The sequence below is a fragment of the Vibrio sp. 2433-A1 genome (genome assembly GCF_056726085.1).
The window spans coordinates 116,846-142,072 of the sequence record NZ_JBRESC010000011.1 but is presented as its reverse complement, the minus strand read 5'-3'; the positions used below and the strand labels follow the sequence as shown (position 1 = coordinate 142,072).

Genomic DNA, 25,227 nt, shown 5'->3' with positions numbered 1-25,227 from the left:
TTACCCTCTCTGAGATTTATCAGCAGCTAACTTCATCACCCAAGGGCGATGGCTCTCTTTGTTGATGATCTCATTACGTAAGCGGATCATCGTTACCGAACCAAAGAAGAAAGCAAAACCAACAATATTTAGAAGCAGTGGCCACAGCATATCGTTCGAGATCGAAGGCTGTTCAAATTTTGTAATCGTCGCACCCTGATGCAGGGTATTCCACCACTCTACAGAGAAGTGAATGATCGGTAGATTCACAACGCCAACAATCGCAAGAATACCCGCTGCTTTGGCCGCTGTTTTTTGGTCATCGAACGCATGGTAAAGCGCAATTACACCGAGGTAGAGGAATAGAAGGATTAATTCAGAAGTTAAACGTGCATCCCATACCCACCAAGTACCCCACATTGGTTTACCCCAAATGGCACCGGTTAATAAGGCAATGAAGGTGTACACCGCACCGATGGGCGCCATTGCAGAGGCTGCCATATCAGATAAGCGAATCTGCCAGACGATACCGATAAAGGCAGCGATTGCCATCGACATGTAGACACCCATCGACCAAATGGCTGACGGTACGTGAATATAAATGATTCTAAAGCTATCACCTTGCTGATAGTCAGCAGGAGCAAAAGCTAAACCCCATACAGTGCCGATAGATAAACATAACAGCGCTAGTACGGAGAACCACGGCAAGAGCTTACCGCATAATTGGTAAGCAGATTCAGGCTTGGCATAGGGATGGAGCCATTTCCACATCGTTGTTCTCACTCTTACTTCAGGTTCGTCTAATTTTTCGTTAGACAATTATTAGTTTTTTAATTTATATAAAGGGAAAATCGTGCTTGTTCAAAAACAACTAATTGACACTTACTCTTAGTGCCGCACTAATTGCAAAAGGCGTTAGCGTTATTGCTCCCATGAACATTGCGCCAAGAATCGCCAATTGACCGTTATACGCCATTCCTAGTGATGCGGCATCAATCGCTGATGTCGCAAAAATCAAAATAGGAATATACAAAGGTAGGACTAACAAACTCAGCAACACACCACCTTTTTGCAATCCAACTGTTAATGCAACACCAATCGCGCCGATAAAGCTCAATGTAGGTGTACCAACTAATAGGGTACAGACCACCGCCAACCAAGTATTAAAGTCCAACGACAGCAGGATTGATAACAGTGGGCTGATTAAAATCAGCGGCAACCCAGTTAGTAACCAGTGGGCAATAACCTTTGAGATAACCACTATCGGCAATGGGACAGGCATTAACATCATTTGTTCCAAAGCACCGTCTTGAAAGTCATCTCTAAATAAACGTTCTAGTGATAACAGGGCTGACAGTAATGCCGCCACCCATACAATACCCGCAGCAATTCTCGCTAGTAGATTTGGCTCTGGCCCAATACTGAGCGGAAACAACGTAATAACAATGATAAAAAACCACAATGGGTTAAAGATGTCTGCTTGACGGCGAAAAGCGATAAGCAATTCGCGTCTTATAATACTATTCATGATGCCAAGCATGATTAATCACCTAGTTTTATTTTTCTTAGTATTGGATTATCAGCGAACATATCTTGGTGCGTCGTTAACATGACAATGCCACCACTTTCAGCATGCTTCAAAAAGAGAGATTCAAGAACCTTAACCCCTTGTTTATCGATTGCCGTTAACGGTTCATCAAGGATCCATAATTTATGATCGCTCAACCATAATCTAGCTAAGGCGACACGTCTTTGCTGACCCGCTGACAGTTGGCCAACAGGAACGTCTTCACGACCAGCTAACCCCACTTTGGTCAACGCGTCGTAAATCGTATTTTGGTCAAAGGATTGACGAGAATGGATACTTAGATAGAAACGCAAATTCTCGTAAGCAGTGAGCTCTCGCTTAACACCCGTTTGGTGTCCTAAGAATAAAAGGTCTTGGTGGAATTGGTCACGGTTGGACTCGATATTCTCACCACTCCAAAAGATTTCCCCGTTATCGCGGTCTCCTAGCCCAGTAATGATACGAAGCAAGGTTGTTTTGCCGGTACCATTTCTACCTTCGACCTGAACTAATTCGCCAGAATCAATCGTAAAAGACAGGGATTCAAATAGAATTCTTTCATCTCGAATTGCTGTAAGTTGAGATACTTCTAACATTTGGGATCACTAGGTAAATTTCGAAGCTGTATCTTACCACAGCCTCGTCTTGTCTAAATAGGAATAGACCTATACGAATCACGAAACTACGTAAGAATCTGTTAATATTCAAACACAAACTTAAACAACTACCACTAAATGGTTACATAGACACATAAAAAAAGTGCCGTGTGGCACTTTTATGTATTCTATCTTCTCATTGTTCGCTTGCGGGCAGCGGCTTTTTGCCGATCGGGACTGCTTTCAAGAGGAGGGACTTTTTCTTGTCCGGCGATTTTTTTCTGCAATGACATCATCAGTTCGGCTTCTGCTTTTGGCAGCTCGCACTCTTCGATCAACTCATTAATATCTGCGCCTAACTGGACCATTTTACTGGCTCTAGAGTATAAGCGACCATCACTGTCTGCTTGCTCTAATTCCGTAATACGTTCATTTAAGTGCTGGATAATATCTTGCTGTTCACTGACTTTTTGTCCTAACCCGACCACAACGGAACGAACTTCTAAAAGTTGTTTATTGGCTTTTTGTAGTTCTTTATCCAAATGGCGCGTTTGCTGACGTTGATACTCAGCAGAACGTGTTTGTCCTTGTTTTAGGCGTAACAATGCAAAAACAATGATCAATACGACAAACAATATTGCCCCAGCAATTACTGGAGCACTCAACATCGAACTACTCAATTCCATTATAGGTGAGCCATCTCATCCCATTCTTCATCAGTCAGTAGCTTATTCAAGTCAACTAGGATCAATAGCTTACCGTCACGGTTGCTAACACCTTGGATGAATTTCGCACTTTCATCTGTACCAACACTTGGTGTTGTATCGATTTCAGAAGAACGTAGGTAAACCACTTCCGCTACGCTATCAACCAGAATACCGATCACTTGGTGCTCAGACTCAATCACGATAATACGAGTGTTATCTGTGATTTCACCCTCCATCAGGCCAAAACGAGAGCGAGTATCAATAACAGTAACAACGTTACCACGTAGGTTAATGATACCTAGCACGTAGTCTGGCGCGCCCGGTACTGGAGCAATCTCAGTGTAACGAAGTACTTCACGTACCTGCATTACATTGATGCCGTAAGTTTCTTCTTCTAACTGGAACGTCACCCACTGAAGCACTTCGTCATTTGACTGCTCTTTTCTTACTTCGACTTCATTAGTTTGAGACATACCTTATCCTCTCTAAGCCCAAATAGGCATAAATGTTCTAATTATCTAATGCTTTTACATCAAGTCCTGCATTAAGCATAGCTATCAATGCTTCGACGTGAATCAAAGCACACATTTTTTCTGTGACCATTCCGGCAAGCCAAGGGCGTTTCCCTGCTGTACCACGCCAGCGTACCATGTCTGGATTCAATGATTCTGTACCTTTTAACTCAGTAGAAGCCAGCCCCCACATACTCTCACCTAACATGACAATATACTGATAGCTGTCTTTGTACTCTTCGTCTTTTAACTTCTCAGCCATTACCCACTTTGCTGTATCGACAACATCAAGCTGAGCTTCGCGACTGGTCTGTAAGCCTAAGTACCAGTCAGGGCGACCAATTAGGTGATTCATTTCGCTAATGCGGTGAATGCCACCCAGTTCATCCAATGGCACGGCAAACGTAACGCCGTTGACATCAAAGTAAAGGACCTGAAAATCGATATTACGCTCTGTCGAGTACCATTCTCCCAAGTCAGCTGAACCTTGTGCGGTTTGTAACTCGGTCTCTACTTCTGTTTCTGTATCAACGGTAACATCAGCTTGAGGCAGTTCGATTTCCGGAGCAATAATCTCGGGTTCGATTTCTGTCTCAACTTCGATGACAGGCTCTTCAACCGTCCAGTCTTGAATCTCTTCGGTAATAACCTCAGGTTTAGTCTTAATAACTTCTGCCTGAGCAATATCAACGGTGTTTTGTTCCATCACCTCTTCAAGCTCTAGCTCAGCAACTGGGTTAGTTGACTCAAGCTGCTTGAGTAGGCGTTCTACGTCTTCGAGATTAGGTACTTCAACGTCCACTGCCGGAGCATGGTAGTAACTCTTCTCTTCAACTGACTGGACCATTGGTTCAAGTGACAGTTCTTCTGGCTCTGGCTCTGGCTCTGGCTCTGGCTCTGGCTCTGGCTCTGGCTCTGGCTCTGGCACGACTATAGACTCAACATCACACTCTACAAGTTCATTTTGGCTCTGCTCTTCAGACTCTTCAAGGAGAGCCGTGAAGTAATCGTCTAAAGCTTGTTCACTTGAAAGCATCGATTGGCTAGTCATTGATGGCTAACCTCTCTAGGTAAATCAATAGTTGTTTGTACGCAAAGACACCGCGGCTGCCCGATGCAAAATGAGACACGGGCAAATGCTTTAAGCTCGCATCTCTAAATTTGGTATCGATAGGAACAGCAGATGACCAAACCTGACTTGGGTAATCTTTCTTTAATTGCTGCAATGTTTGCAGCGAAGCCCGCGTCCGTTTGTCATACATGGTCGGAACAATCGTCACATTAAAGGACTTATTGCGCGACTTCTGCATGATAGCCAGCGTACGAACCATACGCTCCAGACCTTTCATCGCTAAGAACTCAGTCTGAACAGGAATCAAGATTCGATCACTGGCAGCCAAAGCATTCACCATCATTACACCAAGAATTGGCGGACAATCAATCAGTACATAATCGTAGTGGCTGCGAATCGCATTCAACGCTCGCTTAAGGATTAATCCCATTCCACTTCGATTACCCATAACTCGGTCCAGTGTCGCCAGTGACATATGCGCTGGAATTAGATCAATCCCTTCAATATCGGAACGCATCACTAAAGGCATCACCGTTTGCTCGGTATATTCCTTTAGTTGAAACAAATCAAATAAGCTTGAAGGGACACTATCAGAGTCGTAACCAAGGTACGTCGTTAAAGAGGCGTGCGGATCAGTATCCACTAATAAGACACGCTTTCCTTGTTTACTTAACAAACCAGCAAGAGTAATGGTCGTGGTCGTTTTGCCCACTCCCCCTTTTTGGTTCGCTATACTCCATACAATCATGAGAACCTCTATGCTAGACCGACTTCGACTAACATTCGCTCGGCAATTCTATCCAATGGTAAATCTTCCGTAGAAAGGCCTGCTTTTGCGACTGCCTGAGGCATGCCATAAACAACGCAGCTTTCTTCGTCTTGAGCCCAAACTGTCGAACCAACACCCTTAAGCATACGAGAACCTTCACGGCCATCTGCCCCCATACCTGTCAGTACCATGGAAAGTACTTGATCAGAATAGATCTTAGCCGCACTACCGAATGTCACGTCGACACACGGCTTATAGTTCATGCGTTCACCACCGTCGATGATACGAAGCTTGGCAGAACCAGGTCGCCCTTCTAGCATCATTTGTTTACCACCTGGCGCCAAATATGCGACACCCGGTTTTAACACATCTCCATTTTCTGCTTCTTTAACCTGAATCTTACATAGGGAGTTCAAGCGGCTCGCAAATGCAGCGGTAAAAGTCGCTGGCATGTGTTGAATCAACACAATTGGATGAGGATAGTTAGCTGGTAGTTTGGTTAAGATTTTCTGTAGAGCAACCGGACCGCCAGTAGACGTGCCAATTGCGGTTAACTGATACTTTTTACCACTCGCTTTAAATCGCGTCGCCACACTTGGTTTAGCCACTGGAGCAGTTGCTGGACGCAGCGAAGAACGTACAGGTGCCGTTGGCGACGCCTTTGCAGTAGAAGACGCAGCTGGCGTTGGTCTAATAGGCGTAGCACGGCGCATTGATGCACGCATTGATGCGCGCTTAGATGCGATCTGGATTACACGCTGCTGAAGCAATGACACAGCTTCATCACGATTGCGTGCAATATCTTCAAACTTTTTAGGTAGAAAATCGAGCGCGCCCGCTTCTAATGCATCTAATGTTGCCTTCGCCCCATCGTGAGTTAAAGAGGAAAACATTAGAATCGGCACAGGGCTCTTTGACATGATCTCACGGACGGCAGTGATACCGTCCATGACTGGCATTTCAATATCCATCGTAATCACGTCAGGCTTAATCGAAATGGCTTTTTCGACAGCCTCTTTTCCGTTAGTAGCAATATCAATTACTTCAAGTCGAGCGTCAGAATTAATAATTTCACTCACTCGACGTCGGAAGAAACTCGAATCATCAACGACTAATACTTTGATTGCCATATATGTCCTTTGAATGCTGAAAGTTAGATTCGCGAAGCAGCTGCATACTGCTTAAGCAAATCAGGCACATCTAAGATAAGGGCAATATGACCATCACTCGTGATCGTCGCGCCCGCCATTCCTGGCGTACCTTGCAACAAGTTATCTAAAGGTTTGATAACCACTTCTTCTTGACCAATCAAGGTATCAACAACGAAGCCAACGCGCTGGCTACCGATTTGTACGATCACAACATGACCATGGCCTTTACGTAACTCAACTTGACCTGCTTGCGGTGCAAGCCAGTTCTGTAGGTAAAAGAGTGGAATAGACTTATCACGAACAATGATCGTTAATTGACCATCAACCACGTTGGTGCGACTTAAATCTAAATGGAAGATTTCGTTAACACTTGCAAGTGGCAGAGCAAATGGGTGATTTGCAACGCCAACCATTAAGGTTGGTAGAATTGCTAGTGTCAATGGTACCTTAATGGTGATCTTGGTGCCTTTGCCCATTTCTGAATCGATATCTATCGAGCCATTAAGAGTATTGATGGCCGTTTTAACCACGTCCATACCTACACCACGACCTGAGATATCAGAGATCTGCTCTTTACTTGAGAAGCCCGGCATAAAGATTAGATTGAAGCACTCTTTGTCGGTCAGTCGAGAGGCGGCATCTTCATCCATGATGCCGCGTTTAACCGCGATACCACGAAGTTTATCTGGGTCCATACCACCACCGTCATCAACGATAGCAAGCTCAATATGGTCGCCTTCTTGAGACGCAGACAAGATAACCTTACCAGTACGAGATTTACCTGACGCTACACGAGCCTCTGGCATTTCAATACCGTGGTCAACTGAGTTACGAACCAAGTGAATCAATGGATCCGCTAGTGCTTCTACGAGGTTCTTATCAAGGTCTGTCTCTTCACCACGCATTTCCAGCGTGATGTCTTTATTAAGGCTACGAGCTAAGTCACGTACAACGCGAGGGAAGCGGCCGAATACTTTTTTGATCGGCTGCATGCGCGTTTTCATTACTGCGCCTTGAAGGTCCGCAGTCACAACGTCTAAGTTCGACACCGCTTTTGACATTTCCTCGTCGTTGCTATTTAGACCTAAGCTAAGAAGACGGTTACGCACGAGTACCAGCTCACCAACCATATTCATAATGGTATCGAGCGTTGATGTGTCAACACGTACGGTTGCTTCTGCTTGAGGCTTTTTAGCTGGCGTTGCCGCTTCTTTCTTCGCTGGAGGCGGTGGCGCAGCTTCCGATTTAGCAGCAGGTTGAGGCGCTGGAGTCGGCTTAGGAGCTGGCGGTGGCGTTGCTGGAGCAACAGGTTCAGCGTTTGCAGCGGCAGGTTTCGTTGCCGCGTCAAGTTCTTCAATACTTGGACCCTTGCCAGAACCATGCAAATCATCAAGGAGTTTTTCGAACTCTTCGTCCGTCATTAGATCACTATCACCCGCACCTACAGGAGCGACCGGAGCTGCTGGTGGAGACGCAGGAGCGGCAGGTTCAGCGGCTGCTGACTCACCCTCACCTGGCGCTTTACCAACACCGTGCAATTCGTCTAACAACTTTTCAAATTCGTCGTCGGTAATGTCACTACCCATATCTGCGTCAGCAGCAGGTGCCGGTGGTGGCACTGGAGCACTAGTCTGTTTACCTGGTGCAGTACCTGAACCGTGTAACTCATCAAGTAGCTTTTCAAATTCGTCTTGAGTAATTTCATCAATTGAACCGGCAGCGATCTCTGCTTGAGGCGCTGTGGGAGCTTCAACAACAGGCTCTGGGATTACAGGTTCTTCAACGACTGGCTCGGCAGCAACGGCTTCATCAGCTGATTCAGGACTGCTTAGACGATGAAGTTCATCTAACAATGATTGCTCAGCTTTAGGCAATTCTTCACGATCTTGAACTGCTTGGAATTGTTCATTAACCGTATCAAGTGCTTTAAGCATCGTATCCATCAGGCTCGCGCTTACTTGTCGCTGACCATTACGTAAGATATCGAACACGTTCTCTGCACCGTGACAAGTATCCACAAGCTCGGTTAGGGCTAGGAAACCCGCACCACCTTTCACTGTGTGGAAACCACGGAAAATGGCGTTTAATAGATCTTTATCTTCAGGGTTATTTTCAAGCTCTACTAACTGCTCAGAGAGTAGCTCTAAGATCTCTCCCGCTTCTACCAAAAAGTCCTGAAGAATATCTTCGTCTAAATCGTAGCTCATATTTACCTCTAAAACCCAAGACTCGAGAGTAAGTCGTCGACTTCGTCTTGTGATGAAACGGCATCTTCCCTATCTTGAGCGTTAAGGATTGGACCTTCCGGGTCCGTCGATGCTTTGCTCTTGTTATTCTTGCTTTCTTCTAGCTGTCCAGAACTAAAGGCAGTCAGTATTTCAACCAATCTACCTTCAACCTCATCCACTAAGGTGATAACACGTCGAATGATTTGACCTGTTAAATCTTGGAAGTCTTGGGCCATGAGAATTTCAGTCAATTGACCGCGTAACTCAGTGCTATCCCCTTCAACCTCGCTAAGCAGGCTATCAATACGGTGGCAAAGTGCTTTGAATTCAGCAAGCTCAATACGGCCATGCATTAGCTCGTTCCATTGAGGGCGCACCTGAAGCAGGCCCTCATGGAGATTGTCAGCGATAGGCATACAGCGATCGACCGCATCCATGGTTTTATTCGCAGCAACTTCAGTCTTATCAATGACGTACTGGAGGCGATCCCTGGCGTCAGGGATTTCGTCATTGGCGATCTGACTCATTCGCTCATCCAAGCTAAAATGTTTGATTGACTCATGTAAGTCACGAGTCAACTCCCCTATTTCTTGTAGCATTGGATTCGAGGTGTTTTCGTATATGTCTCTAACAAGGATATCTGCTTCCTGTTGTTGACCTTCTTCTAACAACTCGACAAGTTGCTTTGCCTGTTCTAATGAAATCATTCTGAATTTTGGCCTTTCACGCCTCTAGTCAATACCTTGACTATAAACGCTCAAAAATTTTGTCTAGTTTTTCTTTTAATGTTGCAGCGGTAAATGGCTTAACGATGTAGCCATTAACACCTGCTTGTGCTGCTTCGATGATTTGCTCACGTTTTGCTTCTGCAGTGATCATCAATACTGGAAGGTGCTTAAGCTCACCGTCGGCACGAATATGCTTAAGCAAATCGATACCTTGCATGCCAGGCATGTTCCAATCTGTCACGACAAAGTCGAACTCACCCTTCTTGAGCATTGGTAACGCCGTTAAGCCGTCGTCCGCTTCTTGGGTATTGTTGAAACCCAAATCACGAAGTAGGTTCTTAACGATACGGCGCATTGTTGAGAAATCATCAACAATAAGGATCTTCATGTTTTTATTCAAAATTGCCTCCACTGAATTTGAGATCAGTGATTTTTACTCATTATTTGTCCAAGCACTTAACTTTGTGCGTAGACGCTGCATAGATTGGCTTAATATTTGGCTAACGCGTGACTCGCTAACACCAATTACTTCACCGATTTCTTTTAAGTTTAACTCTTCATCATAATAAAGCGAAAGTACTAGAGCTTCACGCTCTGGAAGAGATTTTATTGAGTCAACCAATGCTTTACGGAAATATTCATCAGCGACTCCCTTAAAAGGTAAGTTATCGTCTTCACTATCCTCAGGTGATATAGAGTCTTCCGATATCCCCAAGTCTTCTATTCCCACCAAACGAGAACAGTTAATATCCGTCAGGATCACATGATACTGCTCTAGGCTGATTCCCATCCGTTGTGCAACTTCTGCATCAGTTGGATCTCGATTCAATTCACCTTCAAGTATGGCAATAACTTGGCTAACTTCACGATTATGTTTATGAACTGAGCGTGGAACCCAGTCTCCTCGACGAATATCGTCAAGCATTGCACCTCGAATGCGAATCCCTGCGTAAGTTTCGAAGCTCGCTCCTTTAGTACCATCATAGTTCTTTTGAGCTTCGAGCAGGCCAATCATTCCCGCCTGAATAAGATCTTCTACCTGCACGCTCGGAGGTAGCCGCCCAAGCAGATGGTGAGCAATGCGCTTCACCAGCACCGAGTATTTTTCTAAAAATGCTCGCTGACTGTTCTGGTTAGCATACTGGTCATAGGTCAAGGCCTTATTCACCAAATGGTTCCTCTAGCATCTCAGGTCTATTAAGTAAGCGTTCTACAAAAAACTCAAGATGTCCACTCGGAGTCTTAGGAATTGGCCAAGTAAGTGCTTTACTCGCCAAAGAACCGATGGCTAATGCAGCTGGAGCTCTTGGAAACGCATCAACCACAATCTTTTGTTTTTTAACTGCTTGTCTTACTTTATCATCCAAAGGAATACATGCTACGAGCTCTAGGCCCACATTCAAGAATCGCTCTGTGACCAAGGTCAACTTTGCGAACAATTCTCGGCCTTCTCGGTAGCTTCTGACCATATTTGCAACGATTTTGAATCGCTGAACCTTATGTTCTTTGCTCAGTAACTTAATTAGAGCATATGCATCAGTGATCGATGTTGGCTCATCACAGACGACAATAACCACATCTTGAGCCGCACGAGAAAAGCTCACTACCATATCAGATATACCAGCAGCCGTATCGATTAGCAACACATCCATTTCGTCTTCTAAGCTTCCGAAAGCACGAATTAAACCGATATGTTGAGCATGTGACAACTCAGTCATAGCCTGCGCACCCGATGTTGCAGGGATAATTTTAATGCCGTAAGGCCCCTCAACAATCGCGTCTTTCAGATCACATTCGCCCGCAAGTACATGGCCTAAATTGCGCTTAGGTCGGATACCTAGCATGACATCAACGTTTGCGAGACCTAAATCGGCATCAAGTACCATGACTTTCTTGCCTTGTCTCGCCATCGAGATAGCCATACCTAACGTCACATTAGATTTACCAACACCACCTTTACCACCCGTCACAGTAATGACCTTAGTAAGTGAAGGCTGTGTTAAGCGGCGTAATCCGCTTGCTTGGTCTTGTATCATATTCTTTGTCATAATCGTCCGCCGCCTAGAAACTTTCCGATTCACTATTCCAGTAGTGAGGTTCGTCATCGGTCGACTTCTCAAGTAATTCGTTTGCCTTAGCGACCATGTATTTTGGTTGCGCTATCACAATATCTTCCGGGACTCGTTGTCCGTTCGCTATATACGTCACGGGTAGCGCATTTTGAACTACCACGCTAAGGAACTCTCCCAAACTCAAAGACTCATCAAGCTTTGTCATAATGCACCCAGACAGCGGGATGCGTTTAAAGTGCTCAATGGTCTCTTGCAATACTTTGCGCTGCGCAGTAGCCGGAAGAACCAAATAGCTGTGAATCACTTCACCGGTTTCCTGCATCAAAGTATCTAGCTGTTCAGACAGTCTAACGTCGCGCTGTCCCATACCAGCTGTATCAACAAGAATTAGGCGACGATTACGTAACTGATATATTACATCGGCTAACTCATTGGAATCTTTAGCGACTTTTACTGGACAGCCCATAATGCGTCCATAAATCGCTAATTGCTCATGTGCTCCGATACGATATGTGTCGGTTGAAACGAGCGCAACATTATCCGAGCCGTACTCCATTGCCGCGCGAGCAGCCAACTTGGCGATTGTCGTTGTTTTACCTACACCAGTAGGCCCAAGAAGCGCAACAACACCGCCACGCTTCAAAATGTCTTTCTGTGAGACCGGAACTTGGTCTGCAACCAAACCTAGTAACGCTTTCCACGCTTTGGTCGGCGCCGTATCTTCCGGAATATAACAAGCTAACTGATCGGCTAAATCCGACGAAACACCCATGCGTTCTAAGCGCTTAATTAACATCGCTCGAAGTGGCTCTCTGCGCTCAACTTCTTGCCACATTAACCCCGAAACTTGGTGTTCTAAGAGGCGACGAATCGACGTCATCTCTTCTTTCATTTCTTCGAGATCTTCACTCGCAACAGCGGCTTCATTTGGACGAGAACGTTCATAACGCGTCGGATCAAGTTTCGCTGTGGGTCTCTCTAATCGACGATCTTCCGCTATCAGGCGTGCCAGTGGAGAGTCTTCTTTAAGTTGAACGGCTTCGCGCCCATCTTGGCGGGTAGCAGATTGTCGATTCAACAAAGCAGCGAGAGTATCGGCACTGGTTTCTTCTTTGTTATCACTGCTATCACCACCGCCATATTGTTTAAACATGTTGGCAAAGCGTTTGGTCATAGAGTGGTCAGCACCAGACTGCGACTGAAGACTGACTTTATCTTCTGCGAGTGCTCGACTTGGTGAAGGTGCCTGTGGCTTCGCCTGTGTTGGTCGAGGATTATTGTGCCGTGGGCTAGAACTATAATTGTTCGCCGCACCACTCGAGCCTTCGCCATCTACTGCAGCGACGATCTCGACTCCTCCTGCCACTTTCTTGTTAGACATGATAACCGCGTCATCACCAAGTTCTCCTTTGACTTGGAGAAGGGCTGTGCGCATGTCTTTGGCAAAAAATCGTTTAATCTTCAAATTAGGTACCGTATATCAACGTATTAAAGCTAGTTCCCAACCGCTTGAACAATACGAATCTGTTTCTCGTCCGGGATTTCTTGGTAAGAGAGAACGCGTAGTGAAGGAATCGTATTCTTTACAAACTTCGCTAAAGTTGAGCGTAGTACACCCGACGTCAATAACACTGCCGGTTCACCTTTTAGCTCCTGCTCTTGTGTCGCTTGGCTTAAAGATGTTTGTAAACGCTCTGCTAATCCAGGCTCGATTCCCGCGGATTCTCCTCCAGAAGCTTGCATTGTCTGATGCAATATTTGTTCCAGCTCAGGAATAAGCGTAATCACTGGCAATTCTGGCTCTATACCATTGATTTCCTGAACAATTAAACGTTTGAGCGCGATACGTACAGCTGCGGTTAATATGTCAGGTTCTTGACTCTTACTAGAGTACTCGGACAAGGTTTGAACAATTGTACGAATATCACGGATAGGGACCGCCTCGTTAAGCAGGTTCTGTAGAACTTTAACCACCACACCCAACTGCAATTGATCAGGTACAAAGCTTTCCACCAACTTAGGCGTACTGCGGCCGAGCATCTCAAGTAGATTTTGAACTTCTTCATGGCCAATCAGTTGCGAAGCGTTATTAGTCAACAACTGGCTGAGGTGAGTTGCCAATACCGTGGATGAGTCTACAACGGTGTAGCCTAGTGCTTGAGCATGTTCACGCTGTTCTTCACGTATCCATACCGCTTCAAGACCAAAAGCCGGGTCGATAGTCGGTTCGCCCTCAATCATTCCATAGACTTGGCCTGGGTTGATCGCCAGCTCCATATCCGGTCTGATTTCAGCTTCACCAACCGCAACGCCCATTAAGGTAATACGATAGCTGTTTGGCGTCAGTTCCAAGTTATCTCTAATGTGGACCGCTGGAATAAGAAAACCAAAGTCCTGTGACAGCTTTTTACGTACCCCTTTGACCCGTTCAAGTAGCTCACCACCTTGCGCTTGATCGACGAGTGGAATCAAGCGGTAGCCAACTTCTAGGCCAACAATATCAACCGGCTGAACGTCATCCCAAGAGAGCTCTTTCGGCGTGGTTGATTCAGGTTCCGTGGTCGCAGGTAAGTTCGGCTGTTCAGCCTCTTTTTTCTGCTTGCGATAGATGTAGTACGCACCGCCACCCGCAATGAAGGCCAGCAATAGAAAAGCAAAGTGCGGCATACCCGGTACGATACCCATGACAAACAGGATCGATGCGGTAATCATCAAGGCTTTCGGGTTGTCAAACATCTGGAAGACAACTTCTTTACCCATGTCTTCATCAGTGTTTTGACGCGTAACCATGATCGCAGCGCCAATCGATAAGAGTAGCGATGGGATCTGAGCAACTAAGCCGTCACCAATGGTTAATAGAGTATAAATCTGCAGCGCTTCGCTAAACCCTAATCCATATTGCGCCATACCAATGGATAGACCACCAATGATGTTGATAAATAGGATCAGAATACCGGCGATGGCATCACCCTTAACGAACTTCGACGCACCATCCATCGAACCATAGAAGTCCGCTTCTTTGGTCACTTCTTGTCGACGCGTTCTGGCTTGATCTTGATCGATTAGACCGGCGTTTAAGTCCGCATCAATTGCCATCTGTTTACCTGGTAACGCATCTAGCGTAAAGCGAGCACTTACCTCAGAAATACGCCCCGCACCTTTGGTAACAACCATGAAGTTAATGATCATCAAGATAAGAAAGACCACTAAACCGACGGCGTAGTTACCGCCGATAACGACATTACCAAACGCTTCAATAACGCTACCAGCCGCCCCTGAACCTTCGTGACCATAAAGCAGAACGACACGAGTCGAGGCCACGTTCAAGGCCAATCGCAATAACGTCGCGATCAGTAGAACCGTTGGGAAAGCCGCGAAGTCTAGTGGCCTACGGGTATACACAGTCACCAGTAGCACAACCATGGCTAAAGCAATATTGAAGGTAAAGAAAAGGTCGAGTAGGAATGCTGGAATTGGCAATATAACCATGGCCAGCGTAGCCAAAACCATGACTGGCGCACCGATGGCAGGCATCGCGCGCTGAGGAATTGGAGGCAGTTTGTCCGCGAACGGCAAAGAAAACTTCATAGTCGAGTAGCTACAGTAAATGTCGGAAAAAAGAACAACTTGGCGTAACTATGCAATATCTAGTCCATCAAGTATGTCAATTTTATGGCTAGTGGTGTTGGCGCGCTATATGAACAGCGTGATTAGACTTGGGAAGTGAACACCCGCTCTCAATCCTAGACTAGCTAAGACAAAAGCGAGCTTTCGGTGCGATTATGGGTGAATGTTAAATACTACTTCACCCGATAATTTCTCTAATGAGTATTCGATACAAATCAGCCCAGATGTTGGGAACATTGGCGGCACCATGTCAGTCACAAACTCTGAAGTTAAATAACCAACTAAAGGTAGATGCGACACAATCAAAACACTTTGGTATTTGTAAGTATCGACCAGCGCCGATACGTAGTCAGCTACGTGTTCTGAGTCACCATACGGAGTAATATCATCACAGATTTCTACTTGCTCAGATGAGAATTGCGATGAGATCTCTTGCCAAGTTTGCTGTGCACGAATGTAAGGGCTTACTAACACTTTATCGAACTGCGAAAAACCTTTACCGGCACATGCTCGTGCGACCGCTAACGAGGCTTTTCGGCCATGCTGAGTTAGCTCTCGCTCTGCGTCACTTGCGGCATAATGCTCTGCTTCTCCGTGACGCATAATAAAAATTTTCATGGCTTCTTCCTAATATACTACCCCGCCGTGATTTCATTGCGGGTTGTTGTTCTTGTAATTTTTGAGTGCTTGATCTGATTGCATCACGAGGCATCAAATCCATTGAGCTATAAATAATTATATCAACTTTACTCCGAAAGACTCTGACTTTCTTAACACTCTTGGCAGCTCATCGAGTCAGGCTACAAATCCATTTTGCTCATATTTCTCAAATAGATAGTTTGCAGTCAGCCATATCCGAGTCATAATTACTCTATTATCTATAAGGCGTTCTCAAACTGACTGGAGATGGCACCGTGCACATTAGCCCAAATGATACTAACCAATACCGTTACTTGACGCTCTCCAACGGTGTTAGGGTATTGCTGATCCACGACGATACAGCACAAAAATCAGCGGCAGCATTAGCAGTCAATGTCGGCCATTTTGACGATCCAGCCGATCGTGAAGGTTTAGCTCATTATCTTGAGCACATGCTATTTTTGGGTACGGAAAAATACCCTAAAGTTGGCGAATTTCAAAGCTATATCAGTCAGCATGGCGGCAGCAATAACGCTTGGACAGGTACAGAGCACACCTGCTTCTTTTTTGATGTCTCACCTAACGCATTCGAATCCGGCCTAGACCGTTTCAGTCAATTTTTTACCGCACCACTTTTTAACTCTGAAGCGCTAGATAAAGAACGCCAAGCCGTAGAGTCTGAATACAAGCTCAAGCTGAATGATGACTCGCGACGTCTATACCAAGTCCACAAGGAACTGATTAATCCAGCCCACCCTTTCAGTAAGTTTTCTGTCGGTAACCTTGAGACGCTTGGCGACCGCGACGGAAAAAGCATCCGTGATGAAATTGTCGATTTTCATTATCAGCAATACTCAGCGGATTTAATGACCCTTGCTATCGCGGGTCCTCAAACACTCGATGAACTTGAAACTTGGTGCCACGAGAAATTTTCAGCGATACCAAACCATCAGCTTGCCAGTAAGTCGATTGATGTTGCCTATTGCGATGAGCACTCAACCAGCGTCTTGGTCAATGTGGAACCTGTCAAAGAAATCCGTAAGCTGATCCTCGCATTTCCGATGCCGGGAATGGATGAGTTTTATCAGTCTAAACCACTTTCATACTTCGCCCATTTACTTGGCTATGAAGGGGATGGCAGCTTAATGATCACACTGAAAGATAAAGGGTGGATCACTTCTTTGTCTGCTGGCGGTGGCACAAGCGCCAGTAACTATCGCGAATTTACCGTAAGCTGCGCTCTGACTCCGACAGGCTTAGAGCACATAGACGATATTACCCAAGCGGTATTTAGCTACCTTAACTTAATCAAACGTGAAGGGTTTGATGAGTGGCGTTACCGTGAAAAACAAGCGGTACTGGAATCGGCATTTCGCTTCCAAGAACCGACTCGCCCACTCGATTTAGTCAGCCACCTTGTGGTCAATATGCAGCACTACCAAGCGGAAGACACCATCTACGGTGATTTTATGATGAATCATTATGATGAGTCTCAGCTCAAGTCGCTAATGAATTACTTGGTACCCGATAACCTGCGCACAACGCTGATTGCCCATGGTTACGAGTACACTGAAAAGGCTAAGTGGTACTTCACGCCATATTCAGTCACCAAGTTTACTCAAGAGCAAAAAGAATATTTCCTTGAGCCGAGTTCCTTGTCATTCGAGTTACCTGAAAAGAACCCATTTATCTGCTATGATCTTGATCCTAAAGAGCTAGAGTCTCCTCAGTTGAACCCGCAAGTGCTGGAAGATCTACCTGGATTTAAGCTGTGGCACTTACAAGATGAAGAGTTTCGAGTACCGAAAGGGGTCGTTTACGTCGCGATTGATAGCCCTCATGCCGTGGCTAACCCGCGTAACATCGTTAAAACTCGCCTGTGTGTGGAAATGTTCCTCGACAGCCTAGCAGCTGAAACATACCAAGCTGAAATTGCAGGCATGGGGTATAACATGTACGCGCATCAAGGTGGCGTAACCTTAACCGTTTCAGGCTTTAGTCAAAAGCAACCTGAGCTGATGAAACTCATCTTAAGCCGATTTGCTAAGCGCGACTTTAGTCAGCAACGCTTTGAAACCATCAAGCAACAACTGTTAAGAAATTGGCGCAACTCAGCGCAAGATCGCCCTATTTCTCAGCTATTTAATGCGCTTACTGGTATATTGCAACCCAATAACCCACCCTACTCAGTACTGTTAGAAGCGCTGCAAGAAATTGAAGTCTCTGAATTAGAAGCCTTTGTCGATGCTATTTTGGCAGAGCTGCATGTTGAGATGTTTGTCTATGGCGATTGGACCCAGTCTGATGCACTGGCATTAGGAAATACGCTTAAAGATGCATTAAGGGTTCAAGATCAGCAGTATGAAGAAGCGCTACGGCCACTGGTCATGCTAGGCAAAAATGGCTCATTCCAGCATGAAGTATTTTGCGATCAAGAGGACTCTGCAACCGTTCTTTACTACCAGTGTGACGATACCAACCCAAGGAGTATCGCTCTTTACTCACTGGCTAATCATTTGATGTCAGCGACTTTCTTCCATGAAATCCGCACCAAGCAGCAGCTCGGTTATATGGTCGGCACAGGTAACTTACCTCTCAATCGCCATCCGGGCATTGCTCTATACGTTCAATCGCCGAATGCAGCACCCATTGAGTTAATTCAGTCTATCGATGAATTTCTTAATGCTTTCTATATGGTGCTGCTTGAGCTTAATGAATATCAGTGGCATAGCAGTAAACGCGGGCTATGGAATCAAATCGCCACACCGGACACCACCTTACGTGGCCGCGCTCAACGGCTTTGGGTTGCGATAGGCAATAAAGATCTCGAATTTAATCAAAAAGAAGTGGTACTTGAGGAACTTAAGACATTAACTCGAACCGATATGATTCGATTCGTTGTCAACGAGCTAAAACCGAGAACCGCAAACCGACTCATCATGCACACTCAGGGTAATGCACACCATGAGTCGGAAGCTCTTAGCTTAGGTCAGGAGATTGGCTCAATCGAAGAGTTCCAGCTCAGACCTAAGGATGTTGAGCTAGGCTGATTGCTCTGATTCTACAATTGCTTTTAATGGATGGGGGTGAAGCTTAATGCACACCCCTTTATGTTTGAAGGCAACAGTCGGGTTATTGAGTCGCTCCCCTTCCCCTTTTGGACTCGACAGTTTTACTTTGACCCCTTTCTCAAGCATAGCGTCCCAATTTTGTGCCAAGGTTGGAAATTGCTGTTTGAGATCAGCTAAGTACTCTTCTGCCGATTGCGCGTCAGATGGCACAACAAACTCGACATGCTCCCAGTTCTGCTCTGGGTAGATTTTTCCAGGTGCTGGGTAAGGCAGCTCCAAGCACTCAATATCCCAGCCGTGACTATTCAAAGCTTGCTCAAAAAGGATAACGATGATTGGACGACCGTTAATCTGGGCGTTCGAAATGACCTGTCCTTCTTTTTGCCACTCTTGATGCGCTAATTTCGCCAGTTCAGCATCATTGATACGCAAAGCGATATGATCAGCCTGAAATGGCTTAAGATTAATATGCAAAGTATCGCTTAAATCTTGAATTTTATGCATAAATTCATCAAGGTTTGCTTTCATCTGAGCTGGCATTAATTCAGCGTTGAACAGCGGTTGTGACATTTTTTCGTACCCAATGCGTTGATTTTTCCCCAATACTAACAAGATCGTCAGGAAAAGTAGAAAATTTCCCAGTTCACTCCCTATAAGCGGAGCAATAAAGTTGGTATTATGTGCGCCAAATTTATGAACTAGATCGAGATATGCATTCATTCCACTTGGTGGATATTATTCAGGATAAAGGCTTTTAGCCCCTGATTAACTCGGAATGCATAGCTAACCAATTCCCAGAATTGAAGGAAGCGCGTGTGAATATCCAAGCACTTATTAACGACAAAGTATCTCAGGCTCTTGAAGCCGCTGGCGCACCTGCAGGCAGCCCTGCAGCCGTTCGTCAATCTGCAAAACCTCAGTTTGGTGATTACCAAGCAAACGGTGTAATGGGCGTAGCAAAAAAATTAGGTACTAACCCACGCGAATTTGCACAGAAAGTATTGGATGTTCTGGATCTTGACGGTATCGCAAGCAAAACTGAAATCGCAGGCCCTGGTTTTATCAACATTTTCCTTAGCGAGGAGTTCCTAGCGAAGCAGGCTGATATAGCTCTAGCAGATGCGCGCTTAGGCGTTGCAGCTGAAGAGCAAAAGACAATCGTTGCTGACTACTCAGCACCAAACGTTGCTAAAGAAATGCACGTAGGCCACCTACGTTCAACCATCATCGGTGATGCGGTTGTCCGTACTCTTGAGTTCCTAGGTCATAAAGTGATTCGTGCTAACCACATCGGTGACTGGGGTACTCAGTTCGGCATGCTTATCGCTAACCTAGAGCGCGTACAAAAAGAGTCTGGCGAAGTTTCAATGGAACTGTCTGACCTTGAAGCTTTCTACCGTGAATCTAAAAAGCTATACGACGAAGACGAAGAATTCGCAGTTCGCGCACGCAACTACGTAGTGAAACTACAAAGCGGCGACGAGTACTGTGCAGAGATGTGGAAGAAGCTTGTTGACGTTACTATGGTTCAAAACCAACGTAACTACGACCGCCTAAACGTTTCTCTTACTCGTGATGACGTTATGGGTGAGAGCATGTACAACGACATGCTACCGGGCATCGTTGCTGACCTTAAACAGCAAGGTTTAGCACAAGAAGATGACGGCGCTCAGGTTGTATTCCTAGAAGAGTACAAAAACAAAGATGGCGAAGCGATGGGTGTAATCATCCAAAAACGTGATGGTGGCTTCCTGTACACCACTACGGATATCGCTTGTGCTAAGTACCGTTACGAAACACTAGGCGCTGACCGCGTACTTTACTTCATCGACTCACGTCAACATCAACACCTAATGCAAGCTTGGACAATCGTTCGTAAAGCGGGTTATGTGCCAGAAGAAGTATCACTAGAGCACCACGCATTCGGCATGATGCTAGGTAAAGATGGTCGTCCATTCAAGACTCGTGCAGGTGGTACGGTTCGTCTTGCTGATCTACTAGATGAAGCAGAAGAGCGCGCAATCAAGCTGATCGAATCTAAGAACGCAGATCTTGATTCAGAAGAGAAAGTTAAGATCGCTAACACTGTTGCAATGGCAGCGGTTAAGTACGCAGACCTGTCTAAGCACCGTACTACAGACTACGTGTTTGACTGGGACAACATGCTTGCGTTTGAAGGCAACACAGCGCCTTACATGCAGTACGCTTACACTCGTGTATCTTCTATCTTCGCTAAAGCGGGTATCTCTATGGATAACCTAGCAGGCGAAATCAAAGTGACTGAAGATAAAGAAAAAGCGCTAATCGCTAAACTTCTACAGTTTGAAGAAGCAGTACAATCTGTTGCTCGTGAAGGTCAACCACACATCATGTGTAGCTACCTATTCGAACTAGCAGGTCAGTTCTCAAGCTTCTACGAAGCGTGCCCTATTCTTAACACTGAAGATGAATCAGTGAAGCAGAGCCGCCTGAAACTTGCAGCACTGACAGCGAAGACGATTAAGCAAGGTCTATCTCTGCTAGGTATCGAAACGCTTGAGCGCATGTAATTAAGCATCAAGCTTTAAGATAATCAGAAAGGTTGGCGTGAAAGCGTCAACCTTTTGTTTTATCTGGCGTATACTGAGTTCATTCAACGTAAAATGGAAAACGATAATGAGTTTTGAACTGCACCCTCAATTGGCAAAAGATACCACCATCATCGGTCACTTCCCGCTATGCGTAGCACTGCTGCATAAAGACAATGCCGTACCTTGGGTTATCTTAGTCCCTAAGCGCGCTAATCTAAAAGAGCTACATCATTTGCCGATGCAAGAACAACAACAATTCTTGTTAGAATCTCAAGCTGTAAGCCAAGCACTAGAAGCGACCTTCCAGCCAGACAAGCTTAACCTTGGCGCTCTGGGTAATATGGTTCCACAGCTTCATATTCACCATATCGCTCGCTTCCAAGATGATGTGGCTTGGCCTGGGCCTTTATGGGGCAATACCCAAGGTGAGTTCCGCCCAGAACAAGAGCAAGCTGCGCTACTCACTCGCATTGGTAACGTACTGTCACTGAGTAAGCTTTTTACCCGCGCTTAATTCCAAAAACATCCGAAACTTCGTCTGAAAAATAAAAAACCGCTCATGTTAAGAGCGGCTTTAAACGTTTTCACTACATGGTGACTGTCATGGCCAGCGAGTTGCTCTCAACCTTAGCATAACGGACACGAGTAACATGTTTGGCTTGATTGGTGTCGACTAATCGCGACACCATTCCTTTTTTAATCCACACCGATAACATGGCATCGACGCCATCTTCACTAAGGTGAAACTGCTTTGCGAGCTCTTTTCTTGATACGCTGCCTTGAGCATCAATATGCCGTTTTAGCTCACTAAGAATCATGCTAGTTGCGCCTCTAATTCTTTGCTCTGTTTATTACCTACTGCTTTTAGCAGTCGATACGTCATAACACTGACAGCGATGATGCCGCCAATCCAAGCTGCGCTAGACGCTGGGTGGTCAGCAAAATGAGACACCTGGTAATACAGAGTTGCACCTCCGTATGCTAGACCCATGGTCCAAACCGCAATAAAGCGAGCATACTTCTGACCGAACTCACGAACATAGGCGCCCATAGCCGCAACACAAGGCGTGTAGAGCAAGATGAAAATCAGGTATGCAAAAGCCGCATTGCTCGATGCAAAATAACCTTTCAGGTTGCCGAAGATCGAAGCATCAACTTCTTGCTCATCAGCAACGGCTTGGCTATCTGTTAAATCTCCTACTTCAATGCCTAATGGGTCAGAGTAGCTTAGGTCAGCAAGGTTGTTCGGAATAGACATCACCGCTTCTTCAAGACTAGCGATTAGATCGAACTCACCAGCATCGCCTTCACTCGGAGCATAAAGACTGTTTAACGTACCAACGACCGCTTCTTTAGCAAAGATACCTGTAATGATACCTACAGTTGCAGGCCAGTTATCTTCTTGAATACCGATCGGTGCAAAGATTGGTGTCACCACTTGAGAGGCTTTTGACAGCACTGAGTTTTCACTATCTTCGTTACCAAACGAGCCGTCAGTGCCGACTGAATTTAGGAAGCTAAGAATGGTCACTACTACGACAATCGTTTTACCTGCACCCAAAACAAAGCGCTTTAGTTTTTGCCATGTCTTGATTACCACATTACGCATAGTCGGTAATTCGTAATCTGGCATTTCCATCACTAGGCTGTCACTAGAGCCTGGGTATAAAGTCCTTTTCAAAACCAGTCCGGTGAAAACGGCTGCAACAATACCTAAAAGGTATAGGGCAAACACCACGTTTTGTCCGCTTTGAGGAAAGAATGCTGCAGCAAACAATGCATAAACAGGCAAACGCGCACCACAAGACATAAATGGGGCCATTGATGCAGCCAGTTTACGTTCACGTTCTTGGTCTAGCGTACGCGTTGCCATGATCGAAGGTACGTTACAACCAAAGCCTAAAACCAGTGGCACAAATGCTTTACCCGGTAAGCCAATTTTCTGCATCACTTTATCAAGTACAAACGCTGCACGAGACATATAGCCCGAGCTTTCTAGTACCGCTAGGAATAGGTACAGACACGCGATAACAGGGATAAAGGTCGCGACCGTTTGGATACCGCCGCCGACACCGTCAGCAAGCAGAGTAACCAGCCATACTGGTAAGTGATCATCCAATAAGTAATGTCCACCATCAACGAGCAGTGCACCAACACCAATGTCGAAAAAGTCGATAAACGCGCTACCAATATTTATCGAGAACATAAACATTAGGTACATCACGACAAAGAAGAACGGCACACCAACCCACTTATTGAGAATGACGCTGTCTACCTTCTCAGTAAAGCTGTGGCTTAGCTTACCTTCAGTGCGGCGGACCTTCTTGCATTGTTCGTGTAAAAAGGTGTACTTCACATCGGCTACTAACAAGTCAATATCTAGCTCAATCGCTAGCTGCTGATTTCGTACCGTTGCACGCTCAGGCTGTGCTAAGGCGTTTAATACCAATAGATCATTTTCTAATGCACGAATTGCCAAAGCACGCTCAGCAACTTCAGCTTGTCGAGTAAAAATAGGCTCAAGCTGGCTGATCGCTTGCTCAAACTCGTCACCATAATTCAAGCGCATTTCGTTTAAAGCAACACCTTGAATCAATGCTTTGTGCAAACGGTCTTTAAAGGCATGGACTTGTGCTTTGTTGTTAGCTGAAATCGCAAATACCGGACAGCCTAGCACCTTCTCTAGTGCTTTGAGATCGATGGTTTGTCGTTCTCGCTTGAGTGCATCCATCTTATTTAGAACCACCACCATAGGGCGGCCTAGTTCACGCAGTTGCAGCGTCATATATAGACTGCGTTCTAAACACGTTGCATCAACAACGTTAATAATCAGATCTGCTGGGTGCGTTAAAACAGCTCGAGATGCGATTGATTCATCAATACTGTTGCCATCATTACCGCTGTCTAAAGCATAAATACCCGGTAAATCAGTCAGTAAAAAGTCGTCGCTAGAATGTGTGTATTTACCTGTTTTTTTCTCAACGGTAACTCCGGCCCAGTTACCTACCTGCTGCTTAGCACCAGTTAAGCCATTAAAAAGGGTTGTTTTGCCACTATTTGGGTTACCAACGGTAAGAATCTTGTATTCCATTAGTTGACCTCTACTTGAATTGCATCAGCAATGTTGACACGAACAGCTAAAGATACGCCACGCACTTCTACTTGCAGAGGGTCGCCCATCGGTGCTTTGCGGATAAGTTTTACAGAAGTCTGAGGTAATAACCCCATAACCATTAGTTTTTTTCTAACGTCATTGGAAAGTTCAGTAAAGCTCGTAATGGTTGCTTTTTGCCCTTGTTGTAGTTGTGATAGTTTCATAAGATAGGCCAAGATACTTAAATGAGAAGGATTTCTATTAACAATCGCAATACTAGCTCTGATACATATTGCAGATCTTGTCTGAAATCAATGTTTTCAATAATTCGATAGTGAAAAACGTAAAAAAAGCCCTCGTTAAATACGTTAAAAGCAATGACGACGACGACATAAATCGGATGACAGAATCTGTCAACCGAGCTAAGGATTAAAATAAATCATTAAAATACAATGACTTATAATTATGTCGCTTTTGTTATGCTAATCTGGCGTTAATTTTATAAGTAAAATAAGTCACCGCCGTTATAGTTATTCACGTCGACAGGGAACACCCTAGCGACAACAAGATTGAATTCCAGAGGTGACGCAGCAAGCGTCACTCCGGCAGCAAGCGAAGGTGTCATTGGCACCCGTGGTATAGTCCCCCGGCTATACCACGATATTTTTTTTCTTGTTATCCCTGCCTCAGCACTCTCAGCTACTCTCAGCGCTCAAGAATAACCCTGCTTTTTTCAGTATCTCTTATTTTAAAATCAGTAAATTCGTTTACTGAACAAGGCTAAGACGGCAAGACGATCGACGTAATGTGGCTAGGGAAAGTGCTTATGCACTCTCACTTAGGCC

The 25,227-nt window shown here is 45.3% G+C and carries 24 protein-coding genes; 3 read left to right on the top strand and 21 right to left on the bottom strand.

Annotated features, from left to right (window positions below):
- From ACU01J_RS13025 to sixA, 16 genes are all read right to left on the bottom strand, one after another.
- Window positions 1-750, bottom strand: coding sequence for a heme ABC transporter permease (locus ACU01J_RS13025; RefSeq protein WP_481086084.1), 750 nt, complete (start codon window positions 748-750; stop codon window positions 1-3).
- A gap of 100 nt (window positions 751-850) precedes the next feature.
- Entirely contained in the window at window positions 851-1,519 is a 669-nt protein-coding gene (gene ccmB, locus ACU01J_RS13020) for a heme exporter protein CcmB (RefSeq protein WP_481086083.1), read from the bottom strand.
- Between the two features lie 2 nt (window positions 1,520-1,521).
- Window positions 1,522-2,142 (bottom strand): cytochrome c biogenesis heme-transporting ATPase CcmA, encoded by a 621-nt coding sequence (gene ccmA, locus ACU01J_RS13015; protein WP_481086082.1) that lies wholly within the window; start codon window positions 2,140-2,142, stop codon window positions 1,522-1,524.
- A 188-nt stretch (window positions 2,143-2,330) separates the two neighbouring features.
- Window positions 2,331-2,810, bottom strand: coding sequence for a DUF2802 domain-containing protein (locus tag ACU01J_RS13010; protein ID WP_481086081.1), 480 nt, complete (start codon window positions 2,808-2,810; stop codon window positions 2,331-2,333).
- Window positions 2,811-2,827: 17 nt separating this feature from the next.
- Window positions 2,828-3,322, bottom strand: a complete 495-nt coding sequence (locus ACU01J_RS13005; RefSeq protein WP_004413313.1) for a chemotaxis protein CheW — start codon at window positions 3,320-3,322, stop codon at window positions 2,828-2,830.
- A 37-nt stretch (window positions 3,323-3,359) separates the two neighbouring features.
- Window positions 3,360-4,412, bottom strand: a complete 1,053-nt coding sequence (locus ACU01J_RS13000) for a chemotaxis protein CheW (RefSeq protein ID WP_481086080.1) — start codon at window positions 4,410-4,412, stop codon at window positions 3,360-3,362.
- Window positions 4,405-5,181: a ParA family protein gene (locus ACU01J_RS12995; protein WP_473967044.1), complete on the bottom strand. Its 777-nt coding sequence runs from the start codon at window positions 5,179-5,181 to the stop codon at window positions 4,405-4,407. The genes ACU01J_RS13000 and ACU01J_RS12995 overlap by 8 nt, the downstream gene beginning before the upstream one ends.
- A gap of 8 nt (window positions 5,182-5,189) precedes the next feature.
- Window positions 5,190-6,332, bottom strand: a complete 1,143-nt coding sequence (locus ACU01J_RS12990; protein ID WP_481086079.1) for a protein-glutamate methylesterase/protein-glutamine glutaminase — start codon at window positions 6,330-6,332, stop codon at window positions 5,190-5,192.
- A gap of 23 nt (window positions 6,333-6,355) precedes the next feature.
- Window positions 6,356-8,560, bottom strand: coding sequence for a chemotaxis protein CheA (locus ACU01J_RS12985; RefSeq protein WP_481086078.1), 2,205 nt, complete (start codon window positions 8,558-8,560; stop codon window positions 6,356-6,358).
- 8 nt (window positions 8,561-8,568) lie between these two features.
- Complete coding sequence (locus ACU01J_RS12980; RefSeq protein ID WP_481086077.1) at window positions 8,569-9,288, bottom strand: protein phosphatase CheZ; 720 nt, start codon at window positions 9,286-9,288, stop codon at window positions 8,569-8,571.
- Between the two features lie 40 nt (window positions 9,289-9,328).
- Window positions 9,329-9,697, bottom strand: coding sequence for a chemotaxis response regulator CheY (gene cheY / locus ACU01J_RS12975; protein WP_481086105.1), 369 nt, complete (start codon window positions 9,695-9,697; stop codon window positions 9,329-9,331).
- A 45-nt stretch (window positions 9,698-9,742) separates the two neighbouring features.
- Window positions 9,743-10,477: an RNA polymerase sigma factor FliA gene (locus tag ACU01J_RS12970; protein ID WP_053438411.1), complete on the bottom strand. Its 735-nt coding sequence runs from the start codon at window positions 10,475-10,477 to the stop codon at window positions 9,743-9,745.
- Complete coding sequence (locus ACU01J_RS12965) at window positions 10,470-11,357, bottom strand: MinD/ParA family protein (protein WP_481086076.1); 888 nt, start codon at window positions 11,355-11,357, stop codon at window positions 10,470-10,472. Before ACU01J_RS12965 ends, ACU01J_RS12970 begins: the two co-directional genes overlap by 8 nt.
- 13 nt (window positions 11,358-11,370) lie before the next feature.
- On the bottom strand, window positions 11,371-12,846 hold the full coding sequence (gene flhF / locus ACU01J_RS12960; RefSeq protein ID WP_481086075.1) for a flagellar biosynthesis GTPase FlhF: 1,476 nt from the start codon (window positions 12,844-12,846) through the stop codon (window positions 11,371-11,373).
- A gap of 29 nt (window positions 12,847-12,875) precedes the next feature.
- Window positions 12,876-14,969, bottom strand: coding sequence for a flagellar biosynthesis protein FlhA (flhA, locus tag ACU01J_RS12955; RefSeq protein ID WP_481086074.1), 2,094 nt, complete (start codon window positions 14,967-14,969; stop codon window positions 12,876-12,878).
- A 192-nt stretch (window positions 14,970-15,161) separates the two neighbouring features.
- On the bottom strand, window positions 15,162-15,626 hold the full coding sequence (gene sixA / locus ACU01J_RS12950; RefSeq protein ID WP_481086073.1) for a phosphohistidine phosphatase SixA: 465 nt from the start codon (window positions 15,624-15,626) through the stop codon (window positions 15,162-15,164).
- Window positions 15,627-15,922: 296 nt separating this feature from the next.
- Between sixA and ACU01J_RS12945 the strand changes: the two genes are divergently transcribed.
- Window positions 15,923-18,697 (top strand): insulinase family protein, encoded by a 2,775-nt coding sequence (locus tag ACU01J_RS12945; RefSeq protein ID WP_481086072.1) that lies wholly within the window; start codon window positions 15,923-15,925, stop codon window positions 18,695-18,697.
- Here ACU01J_RS12945 and ACU01J_RS12940 read toward each other — a convergent pair.
- On the bottom strand, window positions 18,689-19,288 hold the full coding sequence (locus tag ACU01J_RS12940) for a VOC family protein (protein WP_481086071.1): 600 nt from the start codon (window positions 19,286-19,288) through the stop codon (window positions 18,689-18,691). The genes ACU01J_RS12945 and ACU01J_RS12940 overlap by 9 nt on opposite strands.
- Before the next feature lie 245 nt (window positions 19,289-19,533).
- Here ACU01J_RS12940 and argS point away from each other — a divergent pair, with 245 nt between their 5' ends.
- Together argS and ACU01J_RS12930 are read left to right on the top strand one after the other, a co-directional pair.
- Window positions 19,534-21,267, top strand: a complete 1,734-nt coding sequence (gene argS, locus ACU01J_RS12935; RefSeq protein WP_481086070.1) for an arginine--tRNA ligase — start codon at window positions 19,534-19,536, stop codon at window positions 21,265-21,267.
- Window positions 21,268-21,373: 106 nt separating this feature from the next.
- Entirely contained in the window at window positions 21,374-21,802 is a 429-nt protein-coding gene (locus ACU01J_RS12930) for an HIT family protein (RefSeq protein WP_481086069.1), read from the top strand.
- A gap of 73 nt (window positions 21,803-21,875) precedes the next feature.
- Here the strand turns inward: ACU01J_RS12930 and ACU01J_RS12925 are convergent, their stop codons facing one another.
- The 4 genes from ACU01J_RS12925 to ACU01J_RS12910 all read right to left on the bottom strand — a co-directional run bounded on the left by ACU01J_RS12925 (window position 21,876) and on the right by ACU01J_RS12910 (window position 25,007).
- Window positions 21,876-22,106: a FeoC-like transcriptional regulator gene (locus tag ACU01J_RS12925; protein WP_481086068.1), complete on the bottom strand. Its 231-nt coding sequence runs from the start codon at window positions 22,104-22,106 to the stop codon at window positions 21,876-21,878.
- Window positions 22,103-24,379: a Fe(2+) transporter permease subunit FeoB gene (gene feoB / locus ACU01J_RS12920; RefSeq protein WP_481086067.1), complete on the bottom strand. Its 2,277-nt coding sequence runs from the start codon at window positions 24,377-24,379 to the stop codon at window positions 22,103-22,105. Before feoB ends, ACU01J_RS12925 begins: the two co-directional genes overlap by 4 nt.
- The gene (locus tag ACU01J_RS12915; RefSeq protein WP_481086066.1) at window positions 24,379-24,606 is read right to left on the bottom strand and encodes a FeoA family protein; all 228 of its coding nucleotides are present in this window, start codon (window positions 24,604-24,606) and stop codon (window positions 24,379-24,381) included. Before ACU01J_RS12915 ends, feoB begins: the two co-directional genes overlap by 1 nt.
- Before the next feature lie 275 nt (window positions 24,607-24,881).
- Window positions 24,882-25,007, bottom strand: coding sequence for a hypothetical protein (locus ACU01J_RS12910; RefSeq protein WP_481086065.1), 126 nt, complete (start codon window positions 25,005-25,007; stop codon window positions 24,882-24,884).
- Window positions 25,008-25,227: the final 220 nt, after the last annotated feature.

Excerpts from the sequence above, each read along its gene's own strand:
- cheY (WP_481086105.1), bottom strand. The coding sequence starts at position 9,697 with ATGAAGATCCTTATTGTTGATGATTTCTCAACAATGCGCCGTATCGTT.
- ACU01J_RS13010 (WP_481086081.1), bottom strand. The coding sequence starts at position 2,810 with ATGTTGAGTGCTCCAGTAATTGCTGGGGCAATATTGTTTGTCGTATTG.
- ACU01J_RS12940 (WP_481086071.1), bottom strand. The coding sequence starts at position 19,288 with ATGTCACAACCGCTGTTCAACGCTGAATTAATGCCAGCTCAGATGAAA.
- ACU01J_RS13000 (WP_481086080.1), bottom strand. The coding sequence starts at position 4,412 with ATGACTAGCCAATCGATGCTTTCAAGTGAACAAGCTTTAGACGATTAC.
- ACU01J_RS13025 (WP_481086084.1), bottom strand. The coding sequence starts at position 750 with ATGTGGAAATGGCTCCATCCCTATGCCAAGCCTGAATCTGCTTACCAA.
- ccmB (WP_481086083.1), bottom strand. The coding sequence starts at position 1,519 with ATGCTTGGCATCATGAATAGTATTATAAGACGCGAATTGCTTATCGCT.
- ACU01J_RS12965 (WP_481086076.1), bottom strand. The coding sequence starts at position 11,357 with ATGACAAAGAATATGATACAAGACCAAGCAAGCGGATTACGCCGCTTA.
- ACU01J_RS13005 (WP_004413313.1), bottom strand. The coding sequence starts at position 3,322 with ATGTCTCAAACTAATGAAGTCGAAGTAAGAAAAGAGCAGTCAAATGAC.
- sixA (WP_481086073.1), bottom strand. The coding sequence starts at position 15,626 with ATGAAAATTTTTATTATGCGTCACGGAGAAGCAGAGCATTATGCCGCA.
- ACU01J_RS12915 (WP_481086066.1), bottom strand. The coding sequence starts at position 24,606 with ATGAAACTATCACAACTACAACAAGGGCAAAAAGCAACCATTACGAGC.
- flhA (WP_481086074.1), bottom strand. The coding sequence starts at position 14,969 with ATGAAGTTTTCTTTGCCGTTCGCGGACAAACTGCCTCCAATTCCTCAG.
- feoB (WP_481086067.1), bottom strand. The coding sequence starts at position 24,379 with ATGGAATACAAGATTCTTACCGTTGGTAACCCAAATAGTGGCAAAACA.
- ACU01J_RS12925 (WP_481086068.1), bottom strand. The coding sequence starts at position 22,106 with ATGATTCTTAGTGAGCTAAAACGGCATATTGATGCTCAAGGCAGCGTA.
- ACU01J_RS12980 (WP_481086077.1), bottom strand. The coding sequence starts at position 9,288 with ATGATTTCATTAGAACAGGCAAAGCAACTTGTCGAGTTGTTAGAAGAA.
- ACU01J_RS12910 (WP_481086065.1), bottom strand. The coding sequence starts at position 25,007 with ATGACACCTTCGCTTGCTGCCGGAGTGACGCTTGCTGCGTCACCTCTG.
- ACU01J_RS12985 (WP_481086078.1), bottom strand. The coding sequence starts at position 8,560 with ATGAGCTACGATTTAGACGAAGATATTCTTCAGGACTTTTTGGTAGAA.
- ACU01J_RS12995 (WP_473967044.1), bottom strand. The coding sequence starts at position 5,181 with ATGATTGTATGGAGTATAGCGAACCAAAAAGGGGGAGTGGGCAAAACG.
- ccmA (WP_481086082.1), bottom strand. The coding sequence starts at position 2,142 with ATGTTAGAAGTATCTCAACTTACAGCAATTCGAGATGAAAGAATTCTA.
- ACU01J_RS12930 (WP_481086069.1), top strand. The coding sequence starts at position 21,374 with ATGAGTTTTGAACTGCACCCTCAATTGGCAAAAGATACCACCATCATC.
- ACU01J_RS12990 (WP_481086079.1), bottom strand. The coding sequence starts at position 6,332 with ATGGCAATCAAAGTATTAGTCGTTGATGATTCGAGTTTCTTCCGACGT.